This window comes from Polaribacter uvawellassae (assembly GCF_039748955.1).
Taxonomy (GTDB): domain Bacteria; phylum Bacteroidota; class Bacteroidia; order Flavobacteriales; family Flavobacteriaceae; genus Polaribacter; species Polaribacter uvawellassae.
Map to the genome: position 1 here is coordinate 173,652 of NZ_JBDIZN010000001.1, position 25,261 is coordinate 198,912.

22 protein-coding genes are annotated in these 25,261 nt (G+C 30.7%); 10 read left to right on the forward strand and 12 right to left on the reverse strand.

Annotation, left to right across the window (positions count from 1 at the left end; genetic code table 11):
* Nucleotides 1–11: 11 nt before the first annotated feature.
* Both ABDX67_RS00825 and ABDX67_RS00830 read left to right on the forward strand, forming a co-directional pair.
* A complete protein-coding gene (locus ABDX67_RS00825) occupies nucleotides 12–2,027 on the forward strand; it encodes a fumarate reductase/succinate dehydrogenase flavoprotein subunit (RefSeq protein WP_347172801.1) in 2,016 nt (671 codons plus the stop codon).
* Nucleotides 2,028–2,037: 10 nt separating this feature from the next.
* Nucleotides 2,038–2,784 carry a succinate dehydrogenase/fumarate reductase iron-sulfur subunit gene (locus tag ABDX67_RS00830; RefSeq protein ID WP_347173715.1) on the forward strand — a complete coding sequence of 249 codons (747 nt, stop codon included), beginning with the start codon at nucleotides 2,038–2,040 and terminating at the stop codon, nucleotides 2,782–2,784.
* A gap of 131 nt (nucleotides 2,785–2,915) precedes the next feature.
* On the opposite strand, the gene ABDX67_RS00835 is transcribed toward ABDX67_RS00830, so the two are convergent.
* The gene (locus ABDX67_RS00835; protein WP_347172802.1) at nucleotides 2,916–5,765 is read right to left on the reverse strand and encodes a TonB-dependent receptor; all 2,850 of its coding nucleotides are present in this window, start codon (nucleotides 5,763–5,765) and stop codon (nucleotides 2,916–2,918) included.
* A 185-nt stretch (nucleotides 5,766–5,950) separates the two neighbouring features.
* Here ABDX67_RS00835 and ABDX67_RS00840 point away from each other — a divergent pair, with 185 nt between their 5' ends.
* Together ABDX67_RS00840 and serS are read left to right on the forward strand one after the other, a co-directional pair.
* Nucleotides 5,951–6,883 carry a bifunctional riboflavin kinase/FAD synthetase gene (locus ABDX67_RS00840; RefSeq protein WP_347172804.1) on the forward strand — a complete coding sequence of 311 codons (933 nt, stop codon included), beginning with the start codon at nucleotides 5,951–5,953 and terminating at the stop codon, nucleotides 6,881–6,883.
* Nucleotides 6,884–6,941: 58 nt separating this feature from the next.
* Nucleotides 6,942–8,216 carry a serine--tRNA ligase gene (gene serS / locus ABDX67_RS00845; RefSeq protein WP_347172806.1) on the forward strand — a complete coding sequence of 425 codons (1,275 nt, stop codon included), beginning with the start codon at nucleotides 6,942–6,944 and terminating at the stop codon, nucleotides 8,214–8,216.
* Between the two features lie 66 nt (nucleotides 8,217–8,282).
* Here serS and ABDX67_RS00850 read toward each other — a convergent pair whose 3' ends face one another.
* Entirely contained in the window at nucleotides 8,283–8,426 is a 144-nt protein-coding gene (locus tag ABDX67_RS00850) for a hypothetical protein (protein WP_347172808.1), read from the reverse strand.
* Between the two features lie 125 nt (nucleotides 8,427–8,551).
* On the opposite strand from ABDX67_RS00850, the gene ABDX67_RS00855 reads away from it, so the two are divergent.
* The 4 genes from ABDX67_RS00855 to mgtE are packed head-to-tail and all read left to right on the forward strand — an operon-like array spanning nucleotide 8,552 to nucleotide 12,813.
* Nucleotides 8,552–10,324, forward strand: a complete 1,773-nt coding sequence (locus ABDX67_RS00855; RefSeq protein WP_347172809.1) for a tetratricopeptide repeat protein — start codon at nucleotides 8,552–8,554, stop codon at nucleotides 10,322–10,324.
* 11 nt (nucleotides 10,325–10,335) lie between these two features.
* A complete protein-coding gene (locus tag ABDX67_RS00860) occupies nucleotides 10,336–10,665 on the forward strand; it encodes a DUF4286 family protein (RefSeq protein WP_347172810.1) in 330 nt (109 codons plus the stop codon).
* A gap of 2 nt (nucleotides 10,666–10,667) precedes the next feature.
* Nucleotides 10,668–11,471 (forward strand): 16S rRNA (adenine(1518)-N(6)/adenine(1519)-N(6))-dimethyltransferase RsmA, encoded by an 804-nt coding sequence (gene rsmA / locus ABDX67_RS00865; RefSeq protein ID WP_347172812.1) that lies wholly within the window; start codon nucleotides 10,668–10,670, stop codon nucleotides 11,469–11,471.
* A complete protein-coding gene (mgtE, locus tag ABDX67_RS00870; protein WP_347172813.1) occupies nucleotides 11,461–12,813 on the forward strand; it encodes a magnesium transporter in 1,353 nt (450 codons plus the stop codon). The genes rsmA and mgtE overlap by 11 nt, the downstream gene beginning before the upstream one ends.
* Before the next feature lie 195 nt (nucleotides 12,814–13,008).
* On the opposite strand, the gene ABDX67_RS00875 is transcribed toward mgtE, so the two are convergent.
* The 4 genes from ABDX67_RS00875 to ABDX67_RS00890 form a co-directional block, all read right to left on the reverse strand.
* On the reverse strand, nucleotides 13,009–13,674 hold the full coding sequence (locus ABDX67_RS00875) for a response regulator (RefSeq protein ID WP_347172814.1): 666 nt from the start codon (nucleotides 13,672–13,674) through the stop codon (nucleotides 13,009–13,011).
* On the reverse strand, nucleotides 13,667–15,631 hold the full coding sequence (locus ABDX67_RS00880) for a tetratricopeptide repeat-containing sensor histidine kinase (RefSeq protein ID WP_347172816.1): 1,965 nt from the start codon (nucleotides 15,629–15,631) through the stop codon (nucleotides 13,667–13,669). The genes ABDX67_RS00875 and ABDX67_RS00880 overlap by 8 nt, the downstream gene beginning before the upstream one ends.
* Before the next feature lie 250 nt (nucleotides 15,632–15,881).
* On the reverse strand, nucleotides 15,882–16,409 hold the full coding sequence (locus tag ABDX67_RS00885; RefSeq protein WP_347172817.1) for an RNA methyltransferase: 528 nt from the start codon (nucleotides 16,407–16,409) through the stop codon (nucleotides 15,882–15,884).
* A 21-nt stretch (nucleotides 16,410–16,430) separates the two neighbouring features.
* A complete protein-coding gene (locus tag ABDX67_RS00890) occupies nucleotides 16,431–17,084 on the reverse strand; it encodes a class I SAM-dependent methyltransferase (RefSeq protein ID WP_347172819.1) in 654 nt (217 codons plus the stop codon).
* 100 nt (nucleotides 17,085–17,184) lie between these two features.
* Between ABDX67_RS00890 and mutS the strand changes: the two genes are divergently transcribed.
* Complete coding sequence (gene mutS / locus ABDX67_RS00895) at nucleotides 17,185–19,815, forward strand: DNA mismatch repair protein MutS (RefSeq protein ID WP_347172821.1); 2,631 nt, start codon at nucleotides 17,185–17,187, stop codon at nucleotides 19,813–19,815.
* Nucleotides 19,816–19,957: 142 nt separating this feature from the next.
* Here the strand turns inward: mutS and ABDX67_RS00900 are convergent, their stop codons facing one another.
* The 4 genes from ABDX67_RS00900 to ABDX67_RS00915 form a co-directional block, all read right to left on the reverse strand.
* Entirely contained in the window at nucleotides 19,958–20,341 is a 384-nt protein-coding gene (locus ABDX67_RS00900; RefSeq protein ID WP_347172823.1) for a lipocalin family protein, read from the reverse strand.
* Nucleotides 20,342–20,366: 25 nt separating this feature from the next.
* Complete coding sequence (locus ABDX67_RS00905; protein ID WP_347172825.1) at nucleotides 20,367–20,828, reverse strand: hypothetical protein; 462 nt, start codon at nucleotides 20,826–20,828, stop codon at nucleotides 20,367–20,369.
* On the reverse strand, nucleotides 20,828–22,285 hold the full coding sequence (locus ABDX67_RS00910; RefSeq protein WP_347172827.1) for a DUF6973 domain-containing protein: 1,458 nt from the start codon (nucleotides 22,283–22,285) through the stop codon (nucleotides 20,828–20,830). The genes ABDX67_RS00905 and ABDX67_RS00910 overlap by 1 nt, the downstream gene beginning before the upstream one ends.
* 382 nt (nucleotides 22,286–22,667) lie before the next feature.
* On the reverse strand, nucleotides 22,668–23,936 hold the full coding sequence (locus tag ABDX67_RS00915; RefSeq protein WP_347172829.1) for a D-alanyl-D-alanine carboxypeptidase/D-alanyl-D-alanine-endopeptidase: 1,269 nt from the start codon (nucleotides 23,934–23,936) through the stop codon (nucleotides 22,668–22,670).
* Between the two features lie 80 nt (nucleotides 23,937–24,016).
* On the opposite strand from ABDX67_RS00915, the gene ABDX67_RS00920 reads away from it, so the two are divergent.
* Entirely contained in the window at nucleotides 24,017–24,313 is a 297-nt protein-coding gene (locus ABDX67_RS00920) for a Sec-independent protein translocase subunit TatA/TatB (protein WP_347172831.1), read from the forward strand.
* 36 nt (nucleotides 24,314–24,349) lie between these two features.
* On the opposite strand, the gene ABDX67_RS00925 is transcribed toward ABDX67_RS00920, so the two are convergent.
* Nucleotides 24,350–24,991: an O-methyltransferase gene (locus tag ABDX67_RS00925; RefSeq protein WP_347172833.1), complete on the reverse strand. Its 642-nt coding sequence runs from the start codon at nucleotides 24,989–24,991 to the stop codon at nucleotides 24,350–24,352.
* 4 nt (nucleotides 24,992–24,995) lie between these two features.
* Nucleotides 24,996–25,256 carry a hypothetical protein gene (locus tag ABDX67_RS00930; RefSeq protein WP_347172835.1) on the reverse strand — a complete coding sequence of 87 codons (261 nt, stop codon included), beginning with the start codon at nucleotides 25,254–25,256 and terminating at the stop codon, nucleotides 24,996–24,998.
* Between the last annotated feature and the right edge of the window lie 5 nt (nucleotides 25,257–25,261).

Below are 25,261 nucleotides of genomic sequence, written 5' to 3' on the forward strand. Positions count from 1 at the left end.
ACAAAAACCGTATGGCAACTTTAGATTCAAAAATACCAAAAGGCCCATTAAAAGATAAATGGACAACCTATAAAGACAAAATAAATTTAGTTAACCCAGCCAACAAACGTAATATTGATATTATTGTGGTTGGTACAGGTTTAGCTGGTGGATCTGCTTCTGCAACTTTAGCAGAGTTAGGTTACAATGTAAAGGCATTTGCTTATCAAGATTCTCCACGAAGAGCGCATTCAATTGCAGCGCAAGGAGGAATTAATGCAGCAAAAAATTATCAAGGTGATGGCGATTCTTTTTACCGATTATTTTACGATACCGTAAAAGGAGGAGATTACCGTTCAAGAGAAGCAAACGTGTATCGTTTGGCAGAAGTTTCTGCAAATATTATTGATCAATGTGTGGCACAAGGAGTTCCTTTTGCACGTGATTATGGCGGCTTGTTAGACAACCGTTCTTTTGGTGGAGTTTTAGTTTCTAGAACTTTTTATGCAAAAGGACAAACAGGACAACAATTATTATTAGGTGCTTATTCTGCAATGAATCGTCAAATTGCTCGTGGAAAGATTGAGATGTTCAATCGTCACGAAATGTTAGATGTTGTAAAAATTGATGGCAAAGCAAGAGGAATTATTACTCGTAATTTAGTTACTGGAGAAATTGAGCGTCATTCTGCACATGCAGTAGTAATTGCAACCGGTGGTTATGGAAATGTGTACTTCTTATCAACCAACGCGATGGGGTCTAATGCAACTGCCGCTTGGAAAATTCATAAAAAAGGAGCATTTTTTGCAAATCCTTGTTATACACAAATTCACCCAACATGTATTCCACGTTCTGGAGATTATCAGTCAAAATTAACATTGATGTCAGAATCTCTTAGAAATGATGGACGTATTTGGGTTCCGAAAAACATGGAAGATGTTCTAGCAATTAGAGAAGGTCGTAAAAAACCAACTGATTTGTCTGAAGATGAAAGAGATTATTATTTAGAAAGACGGTATCCTGCATTTGGTAATTTAGTGCCGCGAGATGTTGCTTCAAGAGCAGCAAAAGAGCGTTGTGATGCTGGTTACGGAGTAAATGCAACAGGAGAAGCAGTGTATTTAGATTTTAAATCGGCAATAGAGCGATACGGAAGAGAACAAGCAAAATTACATCATATTTCTAATCCTTCAGAAAAAGAAGTTTACGATTTAGGAAAAGGAATTGTAGAAGCTAAATATGGAAACTTGTTCCAAATGTATGAGAAAATTATTGACCAGAATCCATACGAAACTCCAATGATGATCTATCCTGCAACCCACTATACAATGGGTGGTGTTTGGGTTGATTATAACTTAATGACAACAGTTGATGGATTGTATTGTATCGGAGAAGCAAACTTCTCTGATCACGGAGCAAATAGATTGGGAGCTTCTGCTTTAATGCAAGGTTTAGCTGATGGATATTTTGTTTTACCTTATACAATCGGAGATTATTTAGCCGATGATATTAGAACAGGAAAAATACCAACCGACACAAAAGAATTTGAGGAAGTTGAAAAAGAAGTAAAAGATCGTTTAGATTTCTTTATCAACAATAAAGGAGAACATTCTGTAGATTATTACCACAAAAAATTAGGAAAAATTATGTGGGATAAAGTAGGAATGGCTCGTAATGCAAAAGGATTGACTGAAGCAATGGCAGAAATTAAAGCTTTAAGAGAAGATTTCTGGAAAAATGTAAAAGTTACCGGAGCTTTAGATGAGATGAATCCTGAGTTAGAAAAAGCTGGAAGAGTTGCAGATTTCTTAGAACTAGGAGAATTGTTTGCTAAAGATGCTTTAGTTAGGGAAGAATCTTGTGGTGGTCACTTTAGAGAAGAATCTGTTGAGTTAGATGGAGAACAAAAAGGTGAAGCAAAACGTAACGATAAAGATTTTGCTTTTGTTTCTGCTTGGGAATACAAAGGAGAACCTGCAGATGCAGTATTACACAAAGAAGAATTAGAATTTAACGATATTGAATTAAAACAACGTTCATATAAATAAGAAAGACATGATGAATTTAACATTAAAAATCTGGAGACAGAAAAGCGCTAAAGATAAAGGGCAAATGGTTGAGTACAAAGTGACTGAAATTTCAGAACACATGTCATTCTTAGAAATGATGGATGTATTGAACGAACAATTAATAAATACTGGTGAAGAACCTGTAGCATTTGATCATGATTGTAGAGAAGGAATCTGCGGAATGTGTTCTATGTATATAAATGGAGAGGCGCATGGACCAGATCGTGGAGTAACAACATGTCAATTACATATGCGTATGTTTAATGATGGTGATACTATTACTATTGAGCCATTTAGAGCTAAAGCGTTTCCGGTAATAAAAGACTTAGTTGTTGATAGAACTTCTTTTGAGCGTATACAACAAGCTGGTGGATATATTTCTGTAAATACTTCTGGTAACACACAAGATGCAAATTCAATTCCAATTTCTAAGCATGCTGCTGATGAAGCAATGGATGCTGCTGCTTGTATTGGTTGTGGTGCTTGTGTTGCAACTTGTAAAAACTCTTCTGCAATGTTATTTGTTGGGGCAAAAGTATCTCAATATGCATTATTACCTCAAGGGCAAGTTGAAGCTGCAGATCGTGTTTTAAACATGGTTGCTCAAATGGATGCTGAAGGCTTTGGTAACTGTACAAATACTGGTGCATGTGAAGTTGAATGCCCAAAAGGAATTTCTTTAGAAAACATTGCTCGTATGAATAGAGAATATTTAAGCGCAAGTTTAAAAGGATAAATTAAATATTCAAATAATAAATTAAAACCTTTTAGAATTCTAAGAGGTTTTTTAATGTCTACAATTTAATTTTAACACTAAAAAAAGCCTTTTGATTTCTCAAAAGGCTTTTACTATTTTACATTATTTTATTATGGATTGATTGTCCAAGAAACATAATATTGAGAACCAATTCCACCAACTCCAGGTGCACTAAAGTATTCTTTACCACCTAAATTAGCTCCACCAACTTTTAAAGTAGATTTCCATTTTGGCATTCTATAATTTACTTGAGCATCAATTACTGATCTTGCATCAATTGTTCCATCATAGAAAGAAGACTCCCATAAGAAAGCATCTTGCCATCTAAAGTTTACATTAAAACCTAAGTTTTTAAGAACATCTGATTTCCCAAACTGCATTTTAAATTTATGCTCAGGAGTGTTAAATCCTGCTTCAAAATCTGGGTTACTTGCTCCGCTTTCGCTAAACTTAGCAAACGTATAATTAAAACTGATGTCGAAACCATTTAAAATTTTAGTTGCTACACTAACTCCTGCTCCATAGGAGTTGATATCTGCATCAGAGTTTGTGTCAAAAGCTACACCTTTATAATCTCCGTTTTGTAACGCAACTAAAGCAATTGGAGTTACTCCTAAAGCACCTCCAGTTACTGGTCCTAAATCAACAGCATCAGTTAAACCAACGCTACCATATAATGGAGCAACAACGTTTTCACTTGCAATAAAGTCTTTATATTTATTGTAGTAAGCATTTAAATCAATTGTAACACCTTCAATTAAACCTCTATATCCAACTTCAAAAGCAGTTACATGTTCTGGTTTTACTAAATTTACATTAGATTTTTTTAAGTCTGCTGGGTTCTTAGTTAATGAGAATTTACCAACAGAACTTGCTGTCCAAGAATTACTATATGCATCTCTACCTGTTAATACTTTTGAAGTTCCTATTCCGCTTGCTCCACCTGTAACAGCATTGATGTATCCTGCTAATCCTGGGCTAATTCCTAATGTATATGGTGATGATTCATATCTATCTATATTATCTGCCGCAGTACCAACTAGGATTCCTGCTCCGGCATCTAAACCAATATATTGGTCTTGTGTTGTTGGGTTTCTAAAACCTGTTTGAATAGACGCTCTAAAGTTATGATTTTTGTCTTCGCCTAAAGCATAAGCTAAAGATAGTCTTGGAGAAACATTTCCACTAAAGTTTTGTGCTTTGTCATATCTTCCAGAAGCTGTAACTTTTAATCTATCATCCATAAATTTTTCTTGAACCTGAACATAAGCTCCATATTCATTATAGTTAATAGGTCCATCATAATCTGTAAAAATTGTTCCGTGAGAATTTAAAGAGTATTTTCTAAAAGATCCTCCAACTTGTACATCTGCAAAATCGATATAATCTCTTAAGTTTACGTTTGCATCTGCATGGTATAATTTAGTATTGTCTTGAAACTTAGAACCAGTTGTTAAATCTGGATCTGCAGTTACTTTAGCTTTTGCTGCTGCATATCCTGGTGTTCCTGGCTTTAATCTATTTCTGTCTGCAAAAGCTCTTGCAGCATCATGGTTCATTCCTGGTACTCCAAGTCCTGCAAAAGCTCCTAAATATGCACCTGCATATTCTTGAAACCATTGTGTGTCACCTTTCCATTGTCTGTTTATGTTAATGGCTGCAAAACGAGTATCATAAGAATCTCCTGCATCTTCTTGAGTTACATAACCTCTTACAAAAAAGTTTTTACCTTTTACTTCTAATTTATGTTGAGACATATAGAAGTTTTTAATATTATATCTGTTTTGCCCTTGATAAATTGTATTACCTGTTCCGTATTTAGAATTCCAAATTACTTCTACACGGTCATTACCTAATGGTCTATAGTTTAAAGATATTCCTAACTTTACACTTTTTGCATCATTGTCCATTAAATCATTATCTGTATATCCAGTTCTAGTTACTCTAGAAGTTCCTAAAGTACCTACAGGAACTGACGCTAAAGCATCCCAGTCTAATGTTGTTCCTACTTCATCACCATAAACATTTAATCCGTTATAAGCAGGATTTCCTGCATGACTTGTAGATGCTGGATTTATTTCATCTCTATAATCTGTAGCAAACCATTCAGTACCTTTTAAATAAGAAACTGTTGCTTTTGCAGCAAAATAATCAGAAAACGCGTACGCCATTCTAATACTTGTATCTATATAATCATTTGTTCCGGCAGCATCTTGAGTTGTCATACCTGTTTTTAACACATAGCTAATTCCTTGGCTATCGAAAGGCGACTTACTTGTCATAAACATAATACCATTAAATGCGTTTGCACCGTAAAGTGCAGAAGATGCTCCTGGTAATAATTCAACTGTTTTAACGTCTAGTTCAGACATTCCTAATAAGTTTCCTAAAGCAAAATTTAATGCAGGAGAAGAATTATCCATTCCATCTACCAATTGCATAAAACGCTCATTAGAAAAAGTTGCAAATCCACGAGTATTAACAGATTTAAATGTTAAACTGTTTGAATTTATATCAACTCCTTTTAGATTTTCTAAACCATCGTAAAATGTTGGAGAAGAAGTATTTCTAATTGCTCTAATATCCATTCTTTCTACAGTAACCGGAGATTCCATAATACGCTCTGGTGTACGAGAAGCAGATATTACTACTTCGTCTAAAGAAGTTGCATTTTCAGTTAAAGAAACCGAAACATCTTGATTGTTCTTAGTAATTGCAACAGTTTGAGTTTTATAACCCAACATAGAAATTTCTAAATTAAAAGGCGGTAAATCGGTTACTTTCATTGTGAATTTCCCATCAAAATCGGTATTTGTACCAACTGATTTTCTTTCAACTTTAATATTGGCTCCCGGTAAAGGCTCACCGTCAGCATCTGTAACTGTTCCTGAGACTGTCGTCTGAGCAAACATAATTACGCTGGTAAACATTGCAAACGCAACAAGTAATAGTTTTTTCATAATGTAAAATATTTGTTATCTATTGTGCAAAGTACAATTTTTTTTGAATTTGTTAAAGAAGTACTAATAAAATTAAATAGATATTCTATTTTTAAATTTAAATTGTAAAAATGATGTTCTTGTTTTTTGCAAATTTTCTTTGAAACAAAAAGGCAAGTTGTAACTTTGCATAAATTTATTTTTCATTGGAAATAATCCATTCTCATACTAATTATCATCATTCAGAAAGTACTGTTGTAACTATTGGCACGTTTGATGGAGTTCATATTGGTCATCAAAAAATAATAGAAAAAGTTGTAAATACAGCAAAACAACTGGATAAAAAATCTGTTTTATTAACGTTTTTTCCGCATCCAAGAATGGTTTTACAACAAAGTGTATCAATAGAATTGATCAATACAATTGATGAAAGAGCAGATTTATTATCAAAAACCGGTTTGGATTATTTGATTATTCATCCGTTTAGCATTGAGTTTTCGAGATTAACTGCTTTAGATTTTGTAAGAAATGTATTGGTAAATCAATTACATACTTCAAAATTAATTATTGGTTACGATCATCATTTTGGAAAAAACAGAGAAGGAAATTTAGAACAACTAACAGAGTACAGTCATTTATATAATTTTAATGTAGAAGAAATTCCTGCTCAAGATATTAATGATGTTGCTGTAAGTTCCACAAAAATTAGAAAAGCATTATCCGAAAAAAACATAAAAACTGCTAACAAATACTTGGGTTACAATTTTATGTTAAACGGAACTGTGGTAAACGGTAAACAGTTAGGCGGTAAAATTGGATTTCCGACAGCCAATTTAAGTATTAAAGAAGAGTATAAATTGATCCCTAAAACGGGTGTTTATATTGTAAAATCTAAAATTTATAACTCAATTGTTTTTGGAATGATGAATATTGGCTTTAGACCAACTTTAGAAGGAAAACACCAAACAATTGAAATCCATTTTTTTAATTTTAAAAAAGATCTTTACAAACAGCATTTAACCATAGAAGTTTTATATTTTCTTAGAGATGAAGAAAAATTTGATTCTGTAGAAAAACTAATTTTACAACTAAAAGAAGATCAAAAAATTGCACTAAATTACATTGAAAACAATCTTTAAAAGGCATTGCTAAATTGTTGTAGTTACTTTATCTTTGTGGCTCTAAAAAAAGATAAAAATGTTACAAGTTCAGTTTATTAGAGACAACAAACAAACTGTTTTAGACGGTTTGGCTAAACGTAATTTTGCAGATGCAGAAACAATAATTAATGCTGTTTTATCTACTGATGAAAATCGTAGAAACACACAAACAGCATTAGACACTATCTTAGCAGAATCTAATACAATTTCTAAAGAAATTGGTGAACTTTTTAAATCTGGACAAGCTCAAAAAGCTAATCTTTTAAAAGAAAAAACAACGCAACTTAAAGAGCAATCTAAAGAGTTAACAGAACAATTAAACAGTTTTGCAAGTGCGTTACAAGATTTGTTATATCAAATTCCGAATGTACCACACGCATCGGTAAAAGCTGGAAAATCAGAAGAAGACAATGAAAATATTTTTAGCGAAGGCACTATTCCTGATTTAGGAAAAAATGCTTTACCTCATTGGGAATTAGCAAAAAAATACGACATCATAGATTTTGAATTAGGAACCAAAATTACTGGAGCTGGATTTCCCGTTTATAAAGGAAAAGGTGCAAGATTACAACGTGCATTAATCAATTACTTTTTAGATAAAAACATTGAAGCAGGTTACACAGAAGTGCAAGTGCCACATTTGGTAAATACAGAATCTGCAACTGCAACTGGGCAATTACCAGATAAAGACGGACAAATGTATCATGCTACAGTAGATGATTTATATTTAATTCCGACTGCAGAAGTGCCAATTACAAATATGTTTCGTGGAAATTTAATTTCTGTAAGTGATTTTCCAATTACTTGTACAGGTTACACGCCTTGTTTTAGAAGAGAAGCGGGAAGTTACGGTGCACATGTTAGAGGTTTAAACAGATTGCATCAATTTGATAAAGTAGAAATTGTTAGAATAGAACATCCTGATAATTCTTACAATGCGTTAAACGGAATGGTAGATCATATCAAAGAAATTTTAAGAGAATTAAAATTACCATACAGAATTTTACGTTTGTGTGGTGGCGATACAGGTTTTACCTCTGCATTAACATTTGATTTTGAAGTGTTTTCTACAGCGCAAGATAGATGGTTAGAAATTAGTTCTGCTTCAAATTTTGAAACTTTTCAAGCAAATAGATTAAAGCTTCGTTTTAAAAATAAAGAAGGAAAAAGTCAGTTAGCACATACATTAAACGGAAGTTCTCTTGCGTTACCTAGAGTTTTAGCAGGAATTTTAGAAAACTATCAAACCGAAAATGGAATTAAAATTCCAGATGTTTTAGTGCCGTATTGTGGTTTTAACGTTATTGATTAGTTTACAGTTTTCAGTTGCAGTATTCAGCTTTCCCCTTTGGGGAAATGTCTAAAAGACAAAGGGGATTTAATTTGCAACAACTGCAACCATTAATCTTTTATATTTATTCATTTCTAATAATGCATTTAAATAGGCGGCTATTTGTCCGTTTTGCATAAACACTTTAGAGTTGTTTTTTGCTTGTTCGTATTGTTTAGTTAATTCACTCATAATTTCTATATTTTGTTAGTTCTTATATCTAATAGACAAGTTTTGTGCCAAAATGTTACATTGTGTTTCTAGAAATCATCTGATTTAATAAAAATTTAACGTTCTTGTTCTTATATTTGAATGTCATGAAAAAAACCATCATTCTCTTTTTTATCTTATTTAGCTCGTTAAGTTATGGGCAAGAAGATTATATGTTGGCAGAAAGATATTATAGAGATGGAGAATATGAAAAAGCAACACAATTATTTAAAGTGCTGTCTGATAAAAACCCTTTTAACACTACATATTTAAAAAGGTTAATTACTTCTTATCAGGAAACATCGCAATTTGAAACTGTTGATAAACTACTAAAAGAACGTTTGATAAAATACCCAACGCATTCTTATTTATATGTTGAGTTAGGTTATAATTACGAAAAACAACAGCAAAAAGAAATAGCAAAAACATATTATGATAAAGCCATAAGTTCTATAAAAACAAATAACGGAATGGGCGGTTTTATTGGAAGATTATTTAATGATAACGCACTGTTAGATTATGCAATTTTAGCTTATGAAGAAACAATGCTTTATAATGAAAATGCAAATTATAAATTTCAAATTGCTCAGATTTATGGTGAAAAAGGTGCGTTTGAAAAAATGTTTACATCGTACATAGATTTGATTGATAAAAATGAGAATTACCTAAATACTGTTCAACAATTTACAAGCAGATATATTACTGATGATCGATTAAACAACAACAATGCTTTATTTAAAAAAGCATTGATTAAAAAATCGGTTAGCAATCCAAAAGATGTTTGGAATCGATTATTAAGTTGGCTTTTTATCCAACAAAAAGAATATGAAAAAGCATTTATTCAAGAAAAAGCATTGTTTAATAGAAATCCAGAATATATTGTAAACATTATTGATTTAGGTTACAATTCATACAATAACAACGCTTTTGATACTGCAAAAAAATGCTTTGATTTTATTTTAGAGAAAAGTCCGTTTATAGATCAAATTTTAATTGCAAACTTGTATTCGGTTAAAATTGCAATTGCAACAAACCAAGAAAATATCGATTCGCTTTTTGAAGCTATTTTTATGCGTTATGGAAAAAAATCTACAACCTTAAAAATTCAATTAGAATATGCAGAATACTTAACTTTTAAGAAAAATGAACCAGAAAAAGCAATCACTATTTTAACAAGCGCCATGGAAATTGCTAAATCGAAGTTTCAAAAAGCAGAAATTAAATTAAAACTAGGCGATGTTCATGTTTTTATTGGAAATTATAACCGTGCATTAATCTACTTTTCTCAAGTACAAACAAGTATTAAAAATCATCCGTTGGCTCAGCAAGCTCGATTTAAAGTTGCGCAAACCTCTTATTTTAAAAACGATTTTAAATGGGCCTTTGCACAATTAAAAGTGTTGAAAGCTTCTACCACTCAATTAATTGCGAATGATGCGTTAGATTTATTTTTAATCATTTCAGACAATCAGCCAAAAGATTCTTTAGACCTTGGTTTACAATTGTATGCAAAAGCAGATTTGTTAGCATATCAAAACAAAAATACTCAAGCAATTGACACTTTACAAAAAGTAATTACCAATTATAAAGGTCAGAAAATAGAAGATGAAGCGCTCTTTAAACAAGCAAATTTATTTACAAAAACGACACAATTTCAAAAAGCAATCAACAATTATTCTCAAATTATTGCTTTAGATAAAGAAGGAATTTTTGTGGATGATTCGCTGCATCAAATTGCAGAAATTTATTACAATGAATTAAATAATACGGAAAAAGCTTCTGAGTATTATCAAAAGATTATTTTTGAACATCCTTCGAGTATTTATTTAGTTGATGCTAGAAAAAAATACAGAAAACTCAGAGGAGATATTGTTAATTAACAACCACATAAATGTATATTTATAACGTAACTTTAAGCATAGAAAACAGCATTCATAAAGAATGGTTAGAATGGATTCACAATCATATTCCGAAAGTCTTAGCAACTGGGAAATTTACCTCAGCAAAATTAACGCAGGTGTTAATTGAAGAAGAAATGGGCGGAATTACTTATTCTGTTCAATATACTGCAAAAACTAGAGAAGATTTAGACAATTATTACAAAGAAGATGCAGATAGATTACAAGTTGACGGAATGCGAAAATTTGCAGATAAAGTACTGGCTTTTAGAACAGAATTAAAAATAGTTAACGAATTTTTCTCGAACGAAATTAAAAATTAAATATGAGCGTTAGAGCAAAAAAACATCTTGGGCAACATTTTTTAACTGATGAAAGTGTTGCAAAAAAAATTGCTGACGCACTTACCGAAAAAGGGTACAATCATGTATTAGAAATTGGTCCTGGAATGGGTGTTTTAACGAAGTATCTTTTGGAGAAAAAACCAAAAATTACCGTACTAGAACTTGATTATGATTCTGTAGCTTATTTAAAAGGTTCTTTCCTTGTAGAACATTTAAAATTAGACACTAGTAAAAATAAATTCTCAATAATTGAAGGCGATTTTTTAAAACAAGATATTAATAAGGTATTTAATAACGAACAATTCGCCATTATTGGTAATTTTCCATATAATATTTCTTCTCAAATTCTTTTTAGAGCGATAGAAAACAGAAAATATGTGCCAGAATTTGCTGGTATGTTTCAAAAAGAAGTTGCGATGAGAATTGCAGAAAAAGAAGGAAGTAAAGTGTACGGAATTTTATCTGTTTTAACACAGGCCTTTTTTGATGTAGAGTATTTATTTACAGTGCCGCCAACCGTTTTTAATCCGCCACCAAAAGTAGATTCTGGTGTAATTAGATTAATCAGAAAAGAAAATTATACACTTCCAGTAGATGAAAAACTATTTTTTAGGGTTGTAAAAATGGCATTTAATCAACGAAGAAAAATGTTACGTGGAAGTTTAAAATCCTTCAATCTTTCGGATACTCTAAAAGAAGACCCTATATTTGCGAAACGACCAGAACAATTATCTGTTCTGGAATTCATTAATTTGACTGCAAAAATAGCGAAAAATGGCATTTGAAATCACCAATGAATTTTTAGAAAACCTCTCTGAGCTTATTGTTTTAAATAATGAAAAAGCAGTAATCGACTTATTTTCTGAGGTTCACTTTGCAGATATTGCAGAAGTATTAGACGAAGTAACTTTTGATGAAGCCGTATATATTATCAAGCTTTTAGATAGCGAAAAAACATCAGAAATTCTTACAGAGTTAGATGAAGATATTCGTGAAAAAATACTTGAAAGTTTTTCTGCCAAAGAAATCGCAGACGAAGTTGGTGAAATGGATTCTGATGATGCAGCGGATATTATTGGAGAACTTTCTGAAGAACGTCAAAAGCGCGTAATTAAAGCCTTAGATGATGATGAATTAGCTGCAGACATTAAAGAATTACTTTCTTACGAAGACAATACTGCGGGTTCTTTAATGGCAAAAGAGCTTGTAAAAGTATATGAAACTTGGACTGTTGCTGGTTGCATGAGAAGAATTAGAGGACAAGCAAAAGAAGTAACTCGAGTACACTCTATTTACGTTGTAGATAAAGAAGATAAATTGGTTGGAAGATTGTCTTTAAAAGATTTAATTATTGCAAAATCTGATCAAAAAATTGCAGATATTTCAAAGCCAAAAGTAGATTCTGTAAACGTAAATGAAAATGATGAAGAAGTTGCAAGAATTATGGCTAAATACGATTTAGAAGCTATACCAGTTGTAGATGATAACAACGTTTTATTAGGTAGAATTACTATTGACGATATTGTTGATGTATTAAAAGAAGAAGCTGATAAAGATTATCAAATGGCTGCTGGTATTTCTCAAGATATTGAATCTAACGATACAATTTGGGAACATATAAAAGCGCGTTTGCCATGGTTAATTTTAGCTTTATTTGGCGGATTTATTACTGTGTCAATTTTAGGCGGCTTTGAAACAGCCATGAAAACTTATCCGGAACTGTTCTTTTTTACACCATTAATTGCTGCAATGGCAGGAAATGTTGGCGTACAGTCTTCTGCTATTATAGTGCAAGGTTTAGCAAACAATACTTTAAAAGGATCTTTAATTAAACGATTGTTCAAAGAAATTACTCAAAGCTTAATTAATGGTCTTGTGCTAGCAACTCTTTTAATGTCTGCTGGATTACTTTTCTTAGGGTTTAAAATAGAAGTTGGAGTAACTGTAGCTATTTCATTAATTTCAGTAATTATTATTGCATCTATTGTTGGTACTTTTATACCAATTATTTTAGATAAAAAGAACATCGATCCTGCGTTAGCAACCGGACCTTTTATTACAACTAGTAACGATATTTTTGGAATCTTAATTTATTTTATGATTGCCAAAAGTATTTTAGGAATCTAAAGAAAAAAGCTTCTAGTTTTTCAACTAAAAGCTTTCATCTTCTTTCTCTCGTTTGCTCCCCTAAAAACAAACAAATAACAATTCCCACATCGGTAAAGATTTTGGAATCTCTTTTATACATTACCAAAGATACATGCTATTAGTTAAGCACACTTGTATAAAACCGCACGTGAGAATGTAATTTTCCGCAAAGCGTTAGTCAATAATTCCTAATTCTTTTGCTTTTAAGATTAAATCGGTGTTGTTTATTGCGTTTAAATCTATTCGTAAGTTTGCTAATTTATTTTCTATAGATCGTTGTTTTAGCATTGTACCGTCTTCTTTTTTAATGATTCCTTCTAAATTACTAATCTTAGATTGATTTGGTAATTCTTTTAAAATTTGAATTGCAACTTCATCCATTTGAATATCAATACAAGCTCTGCGAATCATTTTTTGATGCACATCATGTGTATAATAAAAATCATCTGACATCATTTTTTGAATGGCAAAATTTAACTCGGTTGCATTGCATTTCGTTTTTAATAAATACGCAGAAGGTTTTAAATTCTGAATTACATTATAAATACGGTTGGTTTCAGAATGACCCGTTATAACGCCAATTTTAATGGGTATTCCTTCTTTTTGAATTGCTTTAATTAAATTTTCTCCTCCATCTAATTTTGTTGAAGTAGTGTCGTTATCAAAACTTAAGTCGGTAAAAAGAATATCAAAAGTTTCTTGCTTTAATTTTGCATAAGCATCATCACAATTTGTAGTAGAAATTACTTCAAAATTTCCAACTTCTTCTAAAGAAGAAACAATTCCGTCAATAATTAATTGATGATCATCAACTATTAAGATTTTTAATTTTTTAGGCATTTAAGGGGATTTCAATTTTGGTTGTTGTTCCTATATTTATTTGGCTTATAATTTCAATTTTTCCTTTTAACTCTTCTATTCGTTCTCTTTGGTTTTTTAAGCCAATTCCGGTTACTTTTGCAGAAAGATCAAATCCAACTCCATTATCTTTAACAGTTAAATATACATTGTTTTTATCTTGCTTTAAATCAATTTTTATCTGTGTTGCATTGGCGTGTTTCTTTGAGTTTTGAATACTTTCTCTTGCGCTTAGATACAATGTTCTTTTAATTGGATTTGCTATTTTTGACCAATCGTTTTCTTTTAATCCGTTAATTGATATTTTACAATTTGCAGAAAAATAATCACTTATTAAATTAATCATTTGATCTTTAAAAGTAACTTCATCAAAATGTACACTACTTAATTGATGAGATAAATTGCGGACATTATTTTTAACTACATCTAGTTTGTTTGCAACTTCTGTCTGATTAGCTTGTTCTAATTGTTGATGTAAAACTCTTAAATCTCCAGCAACTTCATCGTGCAACGATTTTGCTATTTGTTGTCGTTCTTGTTCTCTAGCTTCTGCTTTTTGTAATTGAGTTTCGAAAGCTAATTTTTTCCTTCTGTTTTTAAAAACCAAAAAACTAATTCCTAAAAAAAGCAAACTTGCTGTTGCTAATAAAAAACCTATTAACTTTTGTTGTTTTTCTTTTTCAATTTCTAATTGTTTATTGTCATTTTCAATCTTCAACGTTTTATTTTCGTTATCAATCTTATCAGTTTCATATCTAATTCTAGCAAATTGATTTTTTAATGCACGTTCATTTTTAATTAAACTATCATTCAGTTTAATATATTTACGAAAATAAATTTTTGCTTTTTTTGGACTTTCTAAATTTGATAATTTAGAAAAAGAGTTTAACTTTCTGATTATATTCCCAGATTTCTCTGAATATTCTAATGATTTTCTTGCATGAAAAAGCGCTTTTGCAAAATTCTTTTCCTCAGAATAATAATAAGATAAAATATCATGTGATATTGCAATATTATACGTAGAATTATGTTTTTCTCTTGATTTTAACACTTTAAGGTATCCTTCTAAAGCTATTTTTTTATTTCCTAAATTAAAGTAAGAAACAGATAAATTTCCTAACAAAAATTGATATTGATCAGGATATTTTTCTTCTAAATCATCAAAAGATAAACCTTCTAACAAATAAGAAATCGCTTTTTTATATTTCTTTTCTTTGTTATAGCTTCTACCAATATTATTTAATATATTTAATTGGCTCGCTATTTTTCTTGACTTATTAGGGTTTTTTTTATTAACTTCTAATGCTTTTTTGTAATAACTTCTTGCTTCTTCATATCTGCCTGTATTATCAAGAGGAACTGCTATAGCAATATAAAGGCTTTCTAAATATCGAGTATCATTTATTGGTTCTAAAAATTTTACACCTTCTATTGCAAGAATTTCAGACCCTAAATAATCTCTAGATTTATTTAATGTATAAGACATGCTTAGCAACCTTCTACCAACTTCTAAAGAATCTTTTATGAGAATAGAAATATTTTTAGATTGATGATAATAATATATTGAGCTATCTAGTTTTACATTTATAAGATGTATTAACGCTTTATAATGATATACTTTTGCCAAAGCAAAAGAATCTTTTGTATTAATATAAAGTTGGTTTAAGTTTTTTTGAGCAAAATCTAATCCTTCCGTTTTATTTTTAAAATAGCTCTGAATACCATACTTTACATTAGTTTGCATAATTAAAGAGTCGTCTTTAATATCGCTAGCTAATTCAGTTGCTCTTTTTAATTTTTTAAGAAGTAAGGAATCTTTAGTGTTGGTTTTATAGTAAAAAAGTAAGGAATCTTTTTTTTGCTTTAATGTAGTATCTGTTTGAGAAAACAAGTTTCCACAAAAAACAAATAAGAAAAAAAATACACTAATCTTTTTCATAAAAAAAAAGCCTTGAAATAATCAAGGCGAAATGGTTTTTAATTAAACTTAACCTCCTTCTCCTGTACTATTATTGCTTCCCTCATCATTAGATTCTTCTCCTTCATCTCCTCCTGGTTGAAATTTTAAATTTACCTTTTTTAAATACATTTTATTTTTCATCTTAAGATTCTTTTAAGTTAAATAACAACTGTATTGAGGGAATAACAATTTTACATAAATGTATAGTTTTTTTTATAAATTCAAAAAATTATTTCAGCTTATTAAATAAATCCCATAAAACTACGCCACAACTTACCGAGATATTTAAAGAATGTTTGGTTCCTAATTGTGGAATTTCAATACAAAAATCTGAAGCATTTACAACTTCTTGCTGTACACCTTTTACTTCGTTTCCCATTATAACTGCGTATTTTTGATTTTTCTCTGGTGTAAATTCATTTAGCATTATGCTATTTTCTGCTTGTTCAATTGAGAGGACTTTAATCTTTTCTTCTTTTAATTTTTGAATAAGTGTCAATGTATCTTTTACATATTCCCATTCAACAGATTCGGTTGCGCCTAATGCAGTTTTATGAATTTCTTTGTTTGGTGGAGTTGCGGTAATTCCGCAGAGATAAATTTTTTCAATTAAAAAAGCGTCTGAGGTTCTAAAAACAGCACCCACATTATTTAAACTTCTAATATTATCTAGCACCACAATTAAAGGCGTTTTAACAACATCTTTAAATTCATCCACAGAAATTCTGCCTAACTCGCTATTTTTTAGTTTTCTCATAAAAAATCTTAGTTATTGGAATTATTTTTGAATTTTAAACATTATCTGTTTAGTTTTAATTCTTAATTTTTTTCCAAATAAAAAACGAAATATATTTTTAAGATATACTTTAATGATCAAATCTCTAGTTGTTTCTCCCCAACCTTTACTTCTAAATTTTTTTGAACTAACGTTTTTAAAAGTATTGTTAAAACTATCTTCATCATAACTATTTATATGCTCTGTTGCTCCACTAGTTTTTAAATTTTCGTTGAAAGGAACTGTTATGTAAAGTGTTTTGCATTTTTGTATTAATACTTTCGCAATTTCTTTATCGTTAGATAAATGTTCAAAAACATTAGATGATATTATAATATCTACTGTTGGAACCTCATTTTCAGTTCCTGCAATAAATGTTGCGATATCTCCAAAAGATTTTTTACATTTTTTTATTGCTTCTTCAGAAATATCAACTCCAATTAATTTAGCTTTAGGGTATTTCTTTTTATAAATAGGTATTGCATCTCCTAAACCACAGCCAAAATCTAAAATTGTTCCAGAAAAATTTTTTGGTATATCAAATCTTTCAACTTGACTTTTGGCAAAATCTGCTGTCTGATTTCTTCCTTTTGATGTTTCCCAATCTCCTGTAGAAAACCTTTTATCCCAGTATTTTTTTGTGTTAATATTTTTCATTATTATTATAAAATTATAAGAGGTGAATATCCATACCTAAAAGTAAAAAAAATATTACTTTTAATTATCTTCGCAAAACTAATTTAAAATTCCGAAAGACTTGGCAAAAGCAACCACAAAAAAGGTGACTCCATTAATGAAACAATACAATGCCATCAAGGTAAAATATCCTGATGCGATGTTGTTGTTTAGAGTTGGAGATTTTTACGAAACCTTTGGCGAAGATGCTAAAAAAGCCGCACATGTTTTAGGAATTACCTTAACAAAACGTGGCGCAGGAAGTGATACCGAAACTGCCTTAGCTGGTTTCCCGCATCATTCTATAAATACCTATTTACCAAAGTTGGTAAAAGCCGGAATGCGAGTTGCCATTTGTGATCAATTGGAAGATCCAAAAATGACAAAAACCATTGTAAAACGTGGAGTTACAGAATTGGTTACGCCTGGAGTTGCTTTGAATGATGAAGTTTTAAACACCAAAACAAATAATTTTTTAGCGGCGATTCATTTTGATACTTCGACACGCTCAGCAACAAAAAAACAACTAGGAATTTCATTTCTAGATGTTTCTACTGGAGAATATTTAGTAGCACAAGGAAATGAAGAATACATCGATAAATTATTACAAAATTTTAATCCGAGTGAAGTCTTGGTTGAGAAAAGACACAAACAACAATTTTTAGAACTCTTTGAAGATCGTTTTTATACGTTTTATTTACATGATTGGGTTTTTCAACCTGAATATGCTGAAGAAACTTTGCAAAATCATTTTAAAGTAAAAAGTTTAAAAGGTTTCGGAATTCAAGAATTATCTAGCGGAATTATAGCTGCCGGAGCTGTTCTATTTTATTTATCAGAAACACAACACAAACAAGTATCGCACATTCAAAATATCTCAAGAATTGCGGAAGATAATTATGTCTGGATGGACAGATTTACCGTCAGAAATTTAGAATTGTATCACGGAACTTCTAATAGTTCTGTGACACTTTTAGATATTATTGACGCAACCATTTCGCCAATGGGCGGACGCTTATTAAAACGTTGGTTGGCGTTGCCTTTAAAGAATATTAAAGAAATTCAACAGCGACACGAAACCGTTAATTATCTGATTAATTCTGATGATTTCTTTGAAACGGTTACCTATCAAATCAAACAGATAAGTGATATTGAACGCTTAATTTCTAAAGTAGCAACAGGCAAAGCATCGCCAAGAGAAGTTGTGTACTTAAAGAATTCTTTACAAGCGATTATTCCGATAAAAGAAGCTGCTGAAAAAAGCACAAATGTTTCTGTAAAACAAATCGGAAAATCACTAAACAATTGTTCTGAATTAATTGCAAAAATTTCTGAAACGTTGTTTGATGATGCTCCTGTAAATATCAACAAAGGAAATGCAATTGCAAACGGAGTTTCACAAGAATTAGATGATTTGCGTGCCATTTCTAATTCTGGAAAAGAATATTTAGACAATATGTTGGCTCGTGAAACTGAGCGAACCGGAATTACAAGTTTAAAAATTGCTTTTAATAATGTTTTCGGATATTATATTGAAGTTAGAAACACACATAAAGAAAAAGTTCCTTCAGCATGGATTCGTAAACAAACGTTGGTAAATGCCGAACGTTATATTACCGAGGAATTAAAAGAATACGAAACCAAAATTTTAGGCGCAGAAGAAAAAATTCAGCTTTTAGAACACGAAATTTTCTCTAAACTGATTCAATATATTATCAATTTTGTGCAACCAATTCAGCAAAATGCCAACGGAATTGCAAAATTAGATTGTTTATTGTCTTTTGCAAAAACGGCGATCGATAATAATTATGTGCGTCCGGTTTTAGATGAAAGCACCGATTTAGAAATTAAAAATGGTCGTCATCCAGTGATTGAAAAACAATTACCTATTGGAGAAGAATATATTGCCAATGATGTGGTGTTGAATAGAAATCAACAACAAATTATTATGATTACCGGACCAAATATGTCTGGTAAATCGGCCATTTTACGTCAAACTGCTTTGATTGTGTTGTTGGCACAAATGGGAAGTTATGTTCCTGCACAAAATGCCAGAATTGGTGTTGTAGACAAAATTTTTACACGTGTTGGCGCAAGCGATAATATTTCGATGGGCGAATCTACATTTATGGTAGAAATGAACGAAACAGCATCGATTCTAAACAACATTTCTGAACGCAGTTTGGTGTTGCTAGATGAAATTGGACGTGGAACTTCTACTTACGACGGAATTTCAATTGCGTGGGCAATTGCAGAATATTTGCACGAACATCCATCACAAGCAAAAACATTATTTGCTACGCATTATCACGAATTAAATGATATGACCGAAACTTTTAGTCGTGTTAAGAACTTTAATGTTTCTGTAAAAGAACTAAAAGACACCATTATTTTCTTACGTAAATTGGTTGCTGGTGGATCTAATCATAGTTTCGGAATTCATGTTGCTAAATTAGCGGGAATGCCAACTCAGGTAATTCATAGAGCCAATAAAATATTAGAACAGTTAGAGAAAAATCATTCGAATAAAGAAGTAAAAGATACGTTAAAAACGGTGCAACATGAGGAAATGCAATTGAGCTTTTTTCAGTTAGATGATCCTTTATTAGAAAACATCAAAGAAGAAATTTTATCAACCAATATTGATACCTTAACTCCGATTGAAGCTTTGATGAAGTTGAATGAGATTAAGAGAATGTTGATTAAAAAATAAAAACTCAGAGTATATTTTTAGTAAACCCTGAGTTAGTTATTAAAATTTTAAATTTTAGGCTTTTCTTTGTTAAACTTTAGAACCTTTACAATTTTGCTGTACTTCTACATAGCTTACTGTAAATCTCGAAGCTTTTTTACTCTCATTCTTTTTTATAAGTATACAGAACTGTACTTGAGTTTTGCACAAAACTAAATGTAAGTGAATTATCTGATACCAATGTAAATATTTGTGTATCTCCAGCAGCGGTAAATGTATATTTATCACCAGAACCTTTTACCCAGCTACCCGAGCTTGATTGTTGTGCGCAACTATTATCTTCATTATGAATAATTATAGTAAAGGTTTTTTCAGAGTTAATTTCTATTTGGTCTTTTAATTTACAATCGTTTATAAACTCTTGACTTAATGTTGTTATTGATTTTAATTTCCACAACCCAACTATTGGATCTGTAGGTTCTTCTTTTGAACTTGAACAGCTTACTATAGTTAAAACTATAGTCCATAATATTATTTTCTTTTTCATTATATATTTTTTAATAATTTAAAACTTATAATTCTTTTGCCGCATAACCAGTTACTTCAGTACCTGTAATTGCAATAATTAATTCACCATAATCTCCAATAAAAACATTTTCACTAGGTAACAATAAGCTCATCGTTACATTTTGATTATAAACTTTAATAAACTCTTCTCTTTGATCTGACAATTTAATTTTAAAATAACAACGTTCAGAAGGTATTCTTCTTATTTTATCCAAATTAGGCTTCCAACGATTCTCATTTACATGATAATGTTTGGATAAAAATTCAATTTTATCAAACTGAATAGAGTCTGTAGGTACAAATGTACCATTTTGCATGCCGCCTATTACTATTTCAGAATCTTCAAAGGATCCTACATTACTAGTAATATAGAATGAAAAACCTTCACGAGGAATATCTTCATCTCTACCACAAGAGTTAAAAAGGATAAAACAAAGTAGTATTGATATTATAGTTTTTGCTTTCATTAGTTAAATGGATTAGAATTATGTCTAAAATAAGGATTATAATTTATATCTCTGGACACATATCTTTGGTAAATAGGTGTATATACAAATACATTACGAACACAATCTCCTTCTTCTTCATCTTCTATAGGTGCTTTCCCTAACAATATGATTTCTTTGTCTTTTTGCTTTGGAGCAATTGGAGTTTCATTACAATCATAAAATTCCTGTTCAATACTCGTTTCGTAAACAGGTGCAATTGGCCCTACAAAATAAACTGGTGTATCTATATCTGTTTGTAAAATTAATGCTTGTGTTTCAATATCATTATAATTAAAACTACTGTTTCCATGGTAAGTTTTTATAATAAAAAGCCCCTCTTTCTCTATTTTATCAAGAGCTAAGCCTTTTAAATGAGAAGTACTAGTTCTATTCAATCCTATTGTAGCTCCAAAAATGGTTCTATACCCAGTGTTATCATTCCAAATTTTTCGCCCAATCACATTGTTATGAAAGTCCATTTCTCTTGTATCAACATTATTTGGTGAACCACACATACCTCCCTCATTGGCATTAGCTACCGTTTCGGCAAAACTTAGCCGTTTAGATTTAGAAGATATTGTAAAATAATATTGCGCTAACAAAGAATTCCACAACATATGCCTGTAGGCATCTCTTCTAGAGTCTGACTCATCTGCAAACTCAAAATACCCGCCTGAATCTACAAGAGACTCTCTAGAGTTTTTCCCAGCCAAAAAAACTGAAAAGGCAGAACGTACAAATCCAAAATAATAATTAGGGCTGTCCATTGCTTCAATAATTAAACATAAAGCTCTTTCTGCATCATTAAAATTATTACTTGCTGACTTCTGTTGTAAGGTTCCAATATTATCATAAACTGTAGGGTTATTTGCAATTTCTTCCAATACCATATAGTCTAAATTTTCAGAATAATAGTCATCAATAATACTTTCATTAACAACAATCTCTGCATCTGTTAAATCTGGGAAATCATCTCTAATCATTTCTTCATCAACAAAATCTTTATTTGGTCTATTGATAACAACAAAATCTTCAATTTCTTCATAAGGGAAAGAAGAGAAAACTACTTTAATTGCTTCTACAACAACCTCAGGACTAGGTAATTCCTCATTTTCTAAGGGTTCATCATCTATATTTACATCAGTAGTCAAGCCTTTACCTAAAAGTTTCGGTTTTTTTCTTGCTTCTTTTCTAAGTCTATTATATAATGCTTTTAAACTTTTTTTATCTTTCTTTACTTTTAACTCTTTTTCTGATGCTTTAAAACGTTTTTTTACTTTTAGTCCTCGATAATAGATAAATTTATCAGGTTTTTTCTTTCCTAAAAATTGTTCTTCTTGTACTAGTTCTTCGAAATCGTTGTTTTGACAGTTAGTTAATAGCATTGTGCCAACTAAAAAAATAGCTATTGCTATAATGTGTTTAATCTTTTTCATTTTGTTTTTTTTAAAATTAATATAGTAATTATTCCTACTCTTTCGATTTTCAGAATGGATATATAACTCGTCTGTACATTTTAATGTCTTAAACAGTTTTCACATATTTTGACTTGGGTTGGTAATTCCCTAAAATAACCTCAGCAATTTTTTATTCAAAAATAGTAGAATAAGATAAACGTGTCAATCACGGAAAATGGGGTTTTTTCTAACTCACGGAAAACCGTGAGAAGACTCACGGTTTTCCGTGATACGCAATTATCTAATATATTGATTTACAGATTATAAGAAAATAACTAAAAAGTCTATAATTTTACGAAAAGTAAAAAAGGTAAATATTGAAAACGCAGATTTAGAAAAATGTAGGTAAGAAAAAGTAGTTTTAATAATGATCTCTCAACCACTCAAATGTTAATTGCATTTGGGTTTTAATTTCGCTATTAGTTTTGTTAAAATGATTGTTCATAAAACTAAACGCTAGTACTTTTCCGGAATTGGTTAGTAAAAAACCACTCACATTATGGTTGTTTTCTAGAGTTCCTGTTTTTGCATACACATAAGGTTTGTCTTTACCAGCGTACCAACTTTTAATAGTTCCGAATTTTCCTCCAACAGGAAAAAAGTGAAACAAACGTTCTTGTGGAACTTTTTTATACAACTTGGTTAATAGCTGAACAATAGTAGATGGCGTAAATAAATTGTATCTACTTAAACCAGAACCGTCTACCCAAAGAGCTTCTTGTTTTAAATCTTTCAATTCGTTTTCTAACATGTATTTTCTAGCTTTTGCAGAACTTAATGTGTCTGACAACGTTGATGACGCTACTATTAAAATTTGTTCTGCTAAAAAATTATCACTCACTTCCATCATGCGTCGATACAAACTATCTGCAGGAACGCTATACGCAAGTGTTGATGGTTTTAATGCTAATGAATTAATGATTGCTACTTTATTCGGTGCTATTTCATTCCACAAGGTTGCAATCAAAGTAGAATCAATTAACATCGGAATTTCAGTTTCGTATTTTCTATCTTTTCTAAAGTAAAAGTTGTTTTTGTATTCGTCTCTTCCATAAAAATCTTCTGTAACTTTTATTTTCTCTTGATAATATGCTGGTTGCACAACTATAGAATCTTCATTCTGAACCGTAACTACATTTCCGTACATCGGAAAAGCACTTCGTTCTGCACTAAAATAACTATCAAAATCTTCCCAAGCCCAACCTGGACCAAAACGTTTATCGGTAATATTATCAATAATTATATTGGCTTTTGCATATTTGTTAATCATTTTTAAAGCGGTACTGTCTTTAAAATAATTATGTAAAAATGTGGGATCTCCAGTTCCTTGAATGGTAATTGTATCTTTATTAACTGCGTATTTAAAAGCCGGAATTGAATCTGGCAACATCGTTAATCCTGTAAATAACGTAAATAATTTTGTATTACTTGCTGGTGTAAAATATCTTTCTCCGTTGTAATTATAGACTTCTTTTTCTGCTTTTATATCATAAATATAAACGCCTGTAAATTGATTTTCATAAAAAGAAGTATTAAGTTTTTTAGAAATTGTTCTGTTTAATTTTGCAGTTTTACAATTAGCAAAAAAAGCAATTATCAAAAGGCTAAAGAATATTTTTTTTAGCATCATTGTTAAAGAGTTTGGTTAAGGTTTCTAAATTACAATTATTTTTAGAATCTAATAACAGAAATGGTTAACTTTGCATTTGTATGAAAACACATTTTTTATTTATTGGTGGTCCAGAAATTATTGTTATCGGCTTATTAGTGGTAATGCTTTTTGGTGCAGATAAAATTCCAGAGATTGCTCGTGGTTTAGGTAAAGGTATGCGTCAGTTAAAAGATGCTACAAACGATATCAAAAGAGAAATTAACGAAACTGCTGATAAACAAGGGATTGATACCAACATTGCAAAAGATGTTACCAAAGAAATTAATAAAGTAAAAGACGAAATTACTGGTCCTATAAAAAGGAATGTCTCCTCGAGCGGAGTCGAGAAGTTCTAGATTACAAAACAGTCTCGACCAATCATCAAAGATAATTTACTTAACTCTACTTATTGTTAATCCGTCTCTTATTGGCAACAAAACCGTTTCTAATCTTTCATCAGAATTTAAAAGTGTGTTGTATGCTAGCAATACTTTTGTATCGATATCTTTTTCATCTAAGGCTTCAATTACTTTTCCGCTCCAAAGTACATTATCGGATAAAATAATTCCGCCAGCATTCATTTTATCAATAATCAAATGAAAATAGTTGATGTAATTTGATTTGTCTGCATCTATAAAAACCAAATCGAAAGTTGTGTTTAAAGTTGGAATGATTTCCAACGCATTTCCAACATATTGTTGAATCTGATTTTGAAATCCAGATTTTTCGAAATATTTTTCTTGTAAACTACACAATTCTTCGTTTTTATCAATGGTGTAAATAGTTCCTTCGGGATGCAAACCTTCGGCAATACTTAGTGCAGAATAACCTGTATACGTTCCTATTTCTAAAACACTTTTTGGTTGAACTAATTTAGAAATCATTGATAAAACTCTTCCTTGAAAAGCACCGCTTAACATTCTTGGGTTTAAGACTTTTTGCCAAGTTTCTTTAGATAATTCTTTTAAAATTTGTGGTTCTTTTTGAGAATGTTCTACCACATAATCGTCTATTTTTTCGGGTAAAAAATGCATCTTTTTATGCTTCTAATTCTTGGAGTTTCTTTTTTAAATGCTCTTTTTCTTGTGCAGATAAACAACGTTGTTCTTTTTTACAATCGGTTGCTTTCATTTTGTAAACTTTGGTCATTTTAGCATTTTGCTTTGTATACAATCCGCATATTTTACATAATAGAAAATGAAAATTTAGTTTAATTTTTTCGAAAAGTGTTGCTTCTCCATATTGACTTTTGTCACAGATGGTTGTTGCTTCATCACAAGATATAATAAATTTTGCCATGCTAT

What these genes read in the sequence shown, in the direction of transcription:
- ABDX67_RS00890 (WP_347172819.1), bottom strand. Translation starts at nt 17,084, where the DNA reads ATGAAAAATATTAACACAAAAAAATACTGGGATAAAAGGTTTTCTACA.
- ABDX67_RS00850 (WP_347172808.1), bottom strand. Translation starts at nt 8,426, where the DNA reads ATGAGTGAATTAACTAAACAATACGAACAAGCAAAAAACAACTCTAAA.
- serS (WP_347172806.1), top strand. Translation starts at nt 6,942, where the DNA reads ATGTTACAAGTTCAGTTTATTAGAGACAACAAACAAACTGTTTTAGAC.
- ABDX67_RS00910 (WP_347172827.1), bottom strand. Translation starts at nt 22,285, where the DNA reads ATGAAAAAGATTAAACACATTATAGCAATAGCTATTTTTTTAGTTGGC.
- ABDX67_RS00825 (WP_347172801.1), top strand. Translation starts at nt 12, where the DNA reads ATGGCAACTTTAGATTCAAAAATACCAAAAGGCCCATTAAAAGATAAA.
- ABDX67_RS00830 (WP_347173715.1), top strand. Translation starts at nt 2,038, where the DNA reads ATGAATTTAACATTAAAAATCTGGAGACAGAAAAGCGCTAAAGATAAA.
- ABDX67_RS00880 (WP_347172816.1), bottom strand. Translation starts at nt 15,631, where the DNA reads ATGAAAAAGATTAGTGTATTTTTTTTCTTATTTGTTTTTTGTGGAAAC.
- mgtE (WP_347172813.1), top strand. Translation starts at nt 11,461, where the DNA reads ATGGCATTTGAAATCACCAATGAATTTTTAGAAAACCTCTCTGAGCTT.
- ABDX67_RS00855 (WP_347172809.1), top strand. Translation starts at nt 8,552, where the DNA reads ATGAAAAAAACCATCATTCTCTTTTTTATCTTATTTAGCTCGTTAAGT.
- ABDX67_RS00905 (WP_347172825.1), bottom strand. Translation starts at nt 20,828, where the DNA reads ATGAAAGCAAAAACTATAATATCAATACTACTTTGTTTTATCCTTTTT.
- ABDX67_RS00885 (WP_347172817.1), bottom strand. Translation starts at nt 16,409, where the DNA reads ATGAGAAAACTAAAAAATAGCGAGTTAGGCAGAATTTCTGTGGATGAA.
- ABDX67_RS00920 (WP_347172831.1), top strand. Translation starts at nt 24,017, where the DNA reads ATGAAAACACATTTTTTATTTATTGGTGGTCCAGAAATTATTGTTATC.
- ABDX67_RS00875 (WP_347172814.1), bottom strand. Translation starts at nt 13,674, where the DNA reads ATGCCTAAAAAATTAAAAATCTTAATAGTTGATGATCATCAATTAATT.
- ABDX67_RS00915 (WP_347172829.1), bottom strand. Translation starts at nt 23,936, where the DNA reads ATGATGCTAAAAAAAATATTCTTTAGCCTTTTGATAATTGCTTTTTTT.
- rsmA (WP_347172812.1), top strand. Translation starts at nt 10,668, where the DNA reads ATGAGCGTTAGAGCAAAAAAACATCTTGGGCAACATTTTTTAACTGAT.
- ABDX67_RS00930 (WP_347172835.1), bottom strand. Translation starts at nt 25,256, where the DNA reads ATGGCAAAATTTATTATATCTTGTGATGAAGCAACAACCATCTGTGAC.
- ABDX67_RS00925 (WP_347172833.1), bottom strand. Translation starts at nt 24,991, where the DNA reads ATGCATTTTTTACCCGAAAAAATAGACGATTATGTGGTAGAACATTCT.
- ABDX67_RS00835 (WP_347172802.1), bottom strand. Translation starts at nt 5,765, where the DNA reads ATGAAAAAACTATTACTTGTTGCGTTTGCAATGTTTACCAGCGTAATT.
- ABDX67_RS00860 (WP_347172810.1), top strand. Translation starts at nt 10,336, where the DNA reads ATGTATATTTATAACGTAACTTTAAGCATAGAAAACAGCATTCATAAA.
- ABDX67_RS00900 (WP_347172823.1), bottom strand. Translation starts at nt 20,341, where the DNA reads ATGAAAAAGAAAATAATATTATGGACTATAGTTTTAACTATAGTAAGC.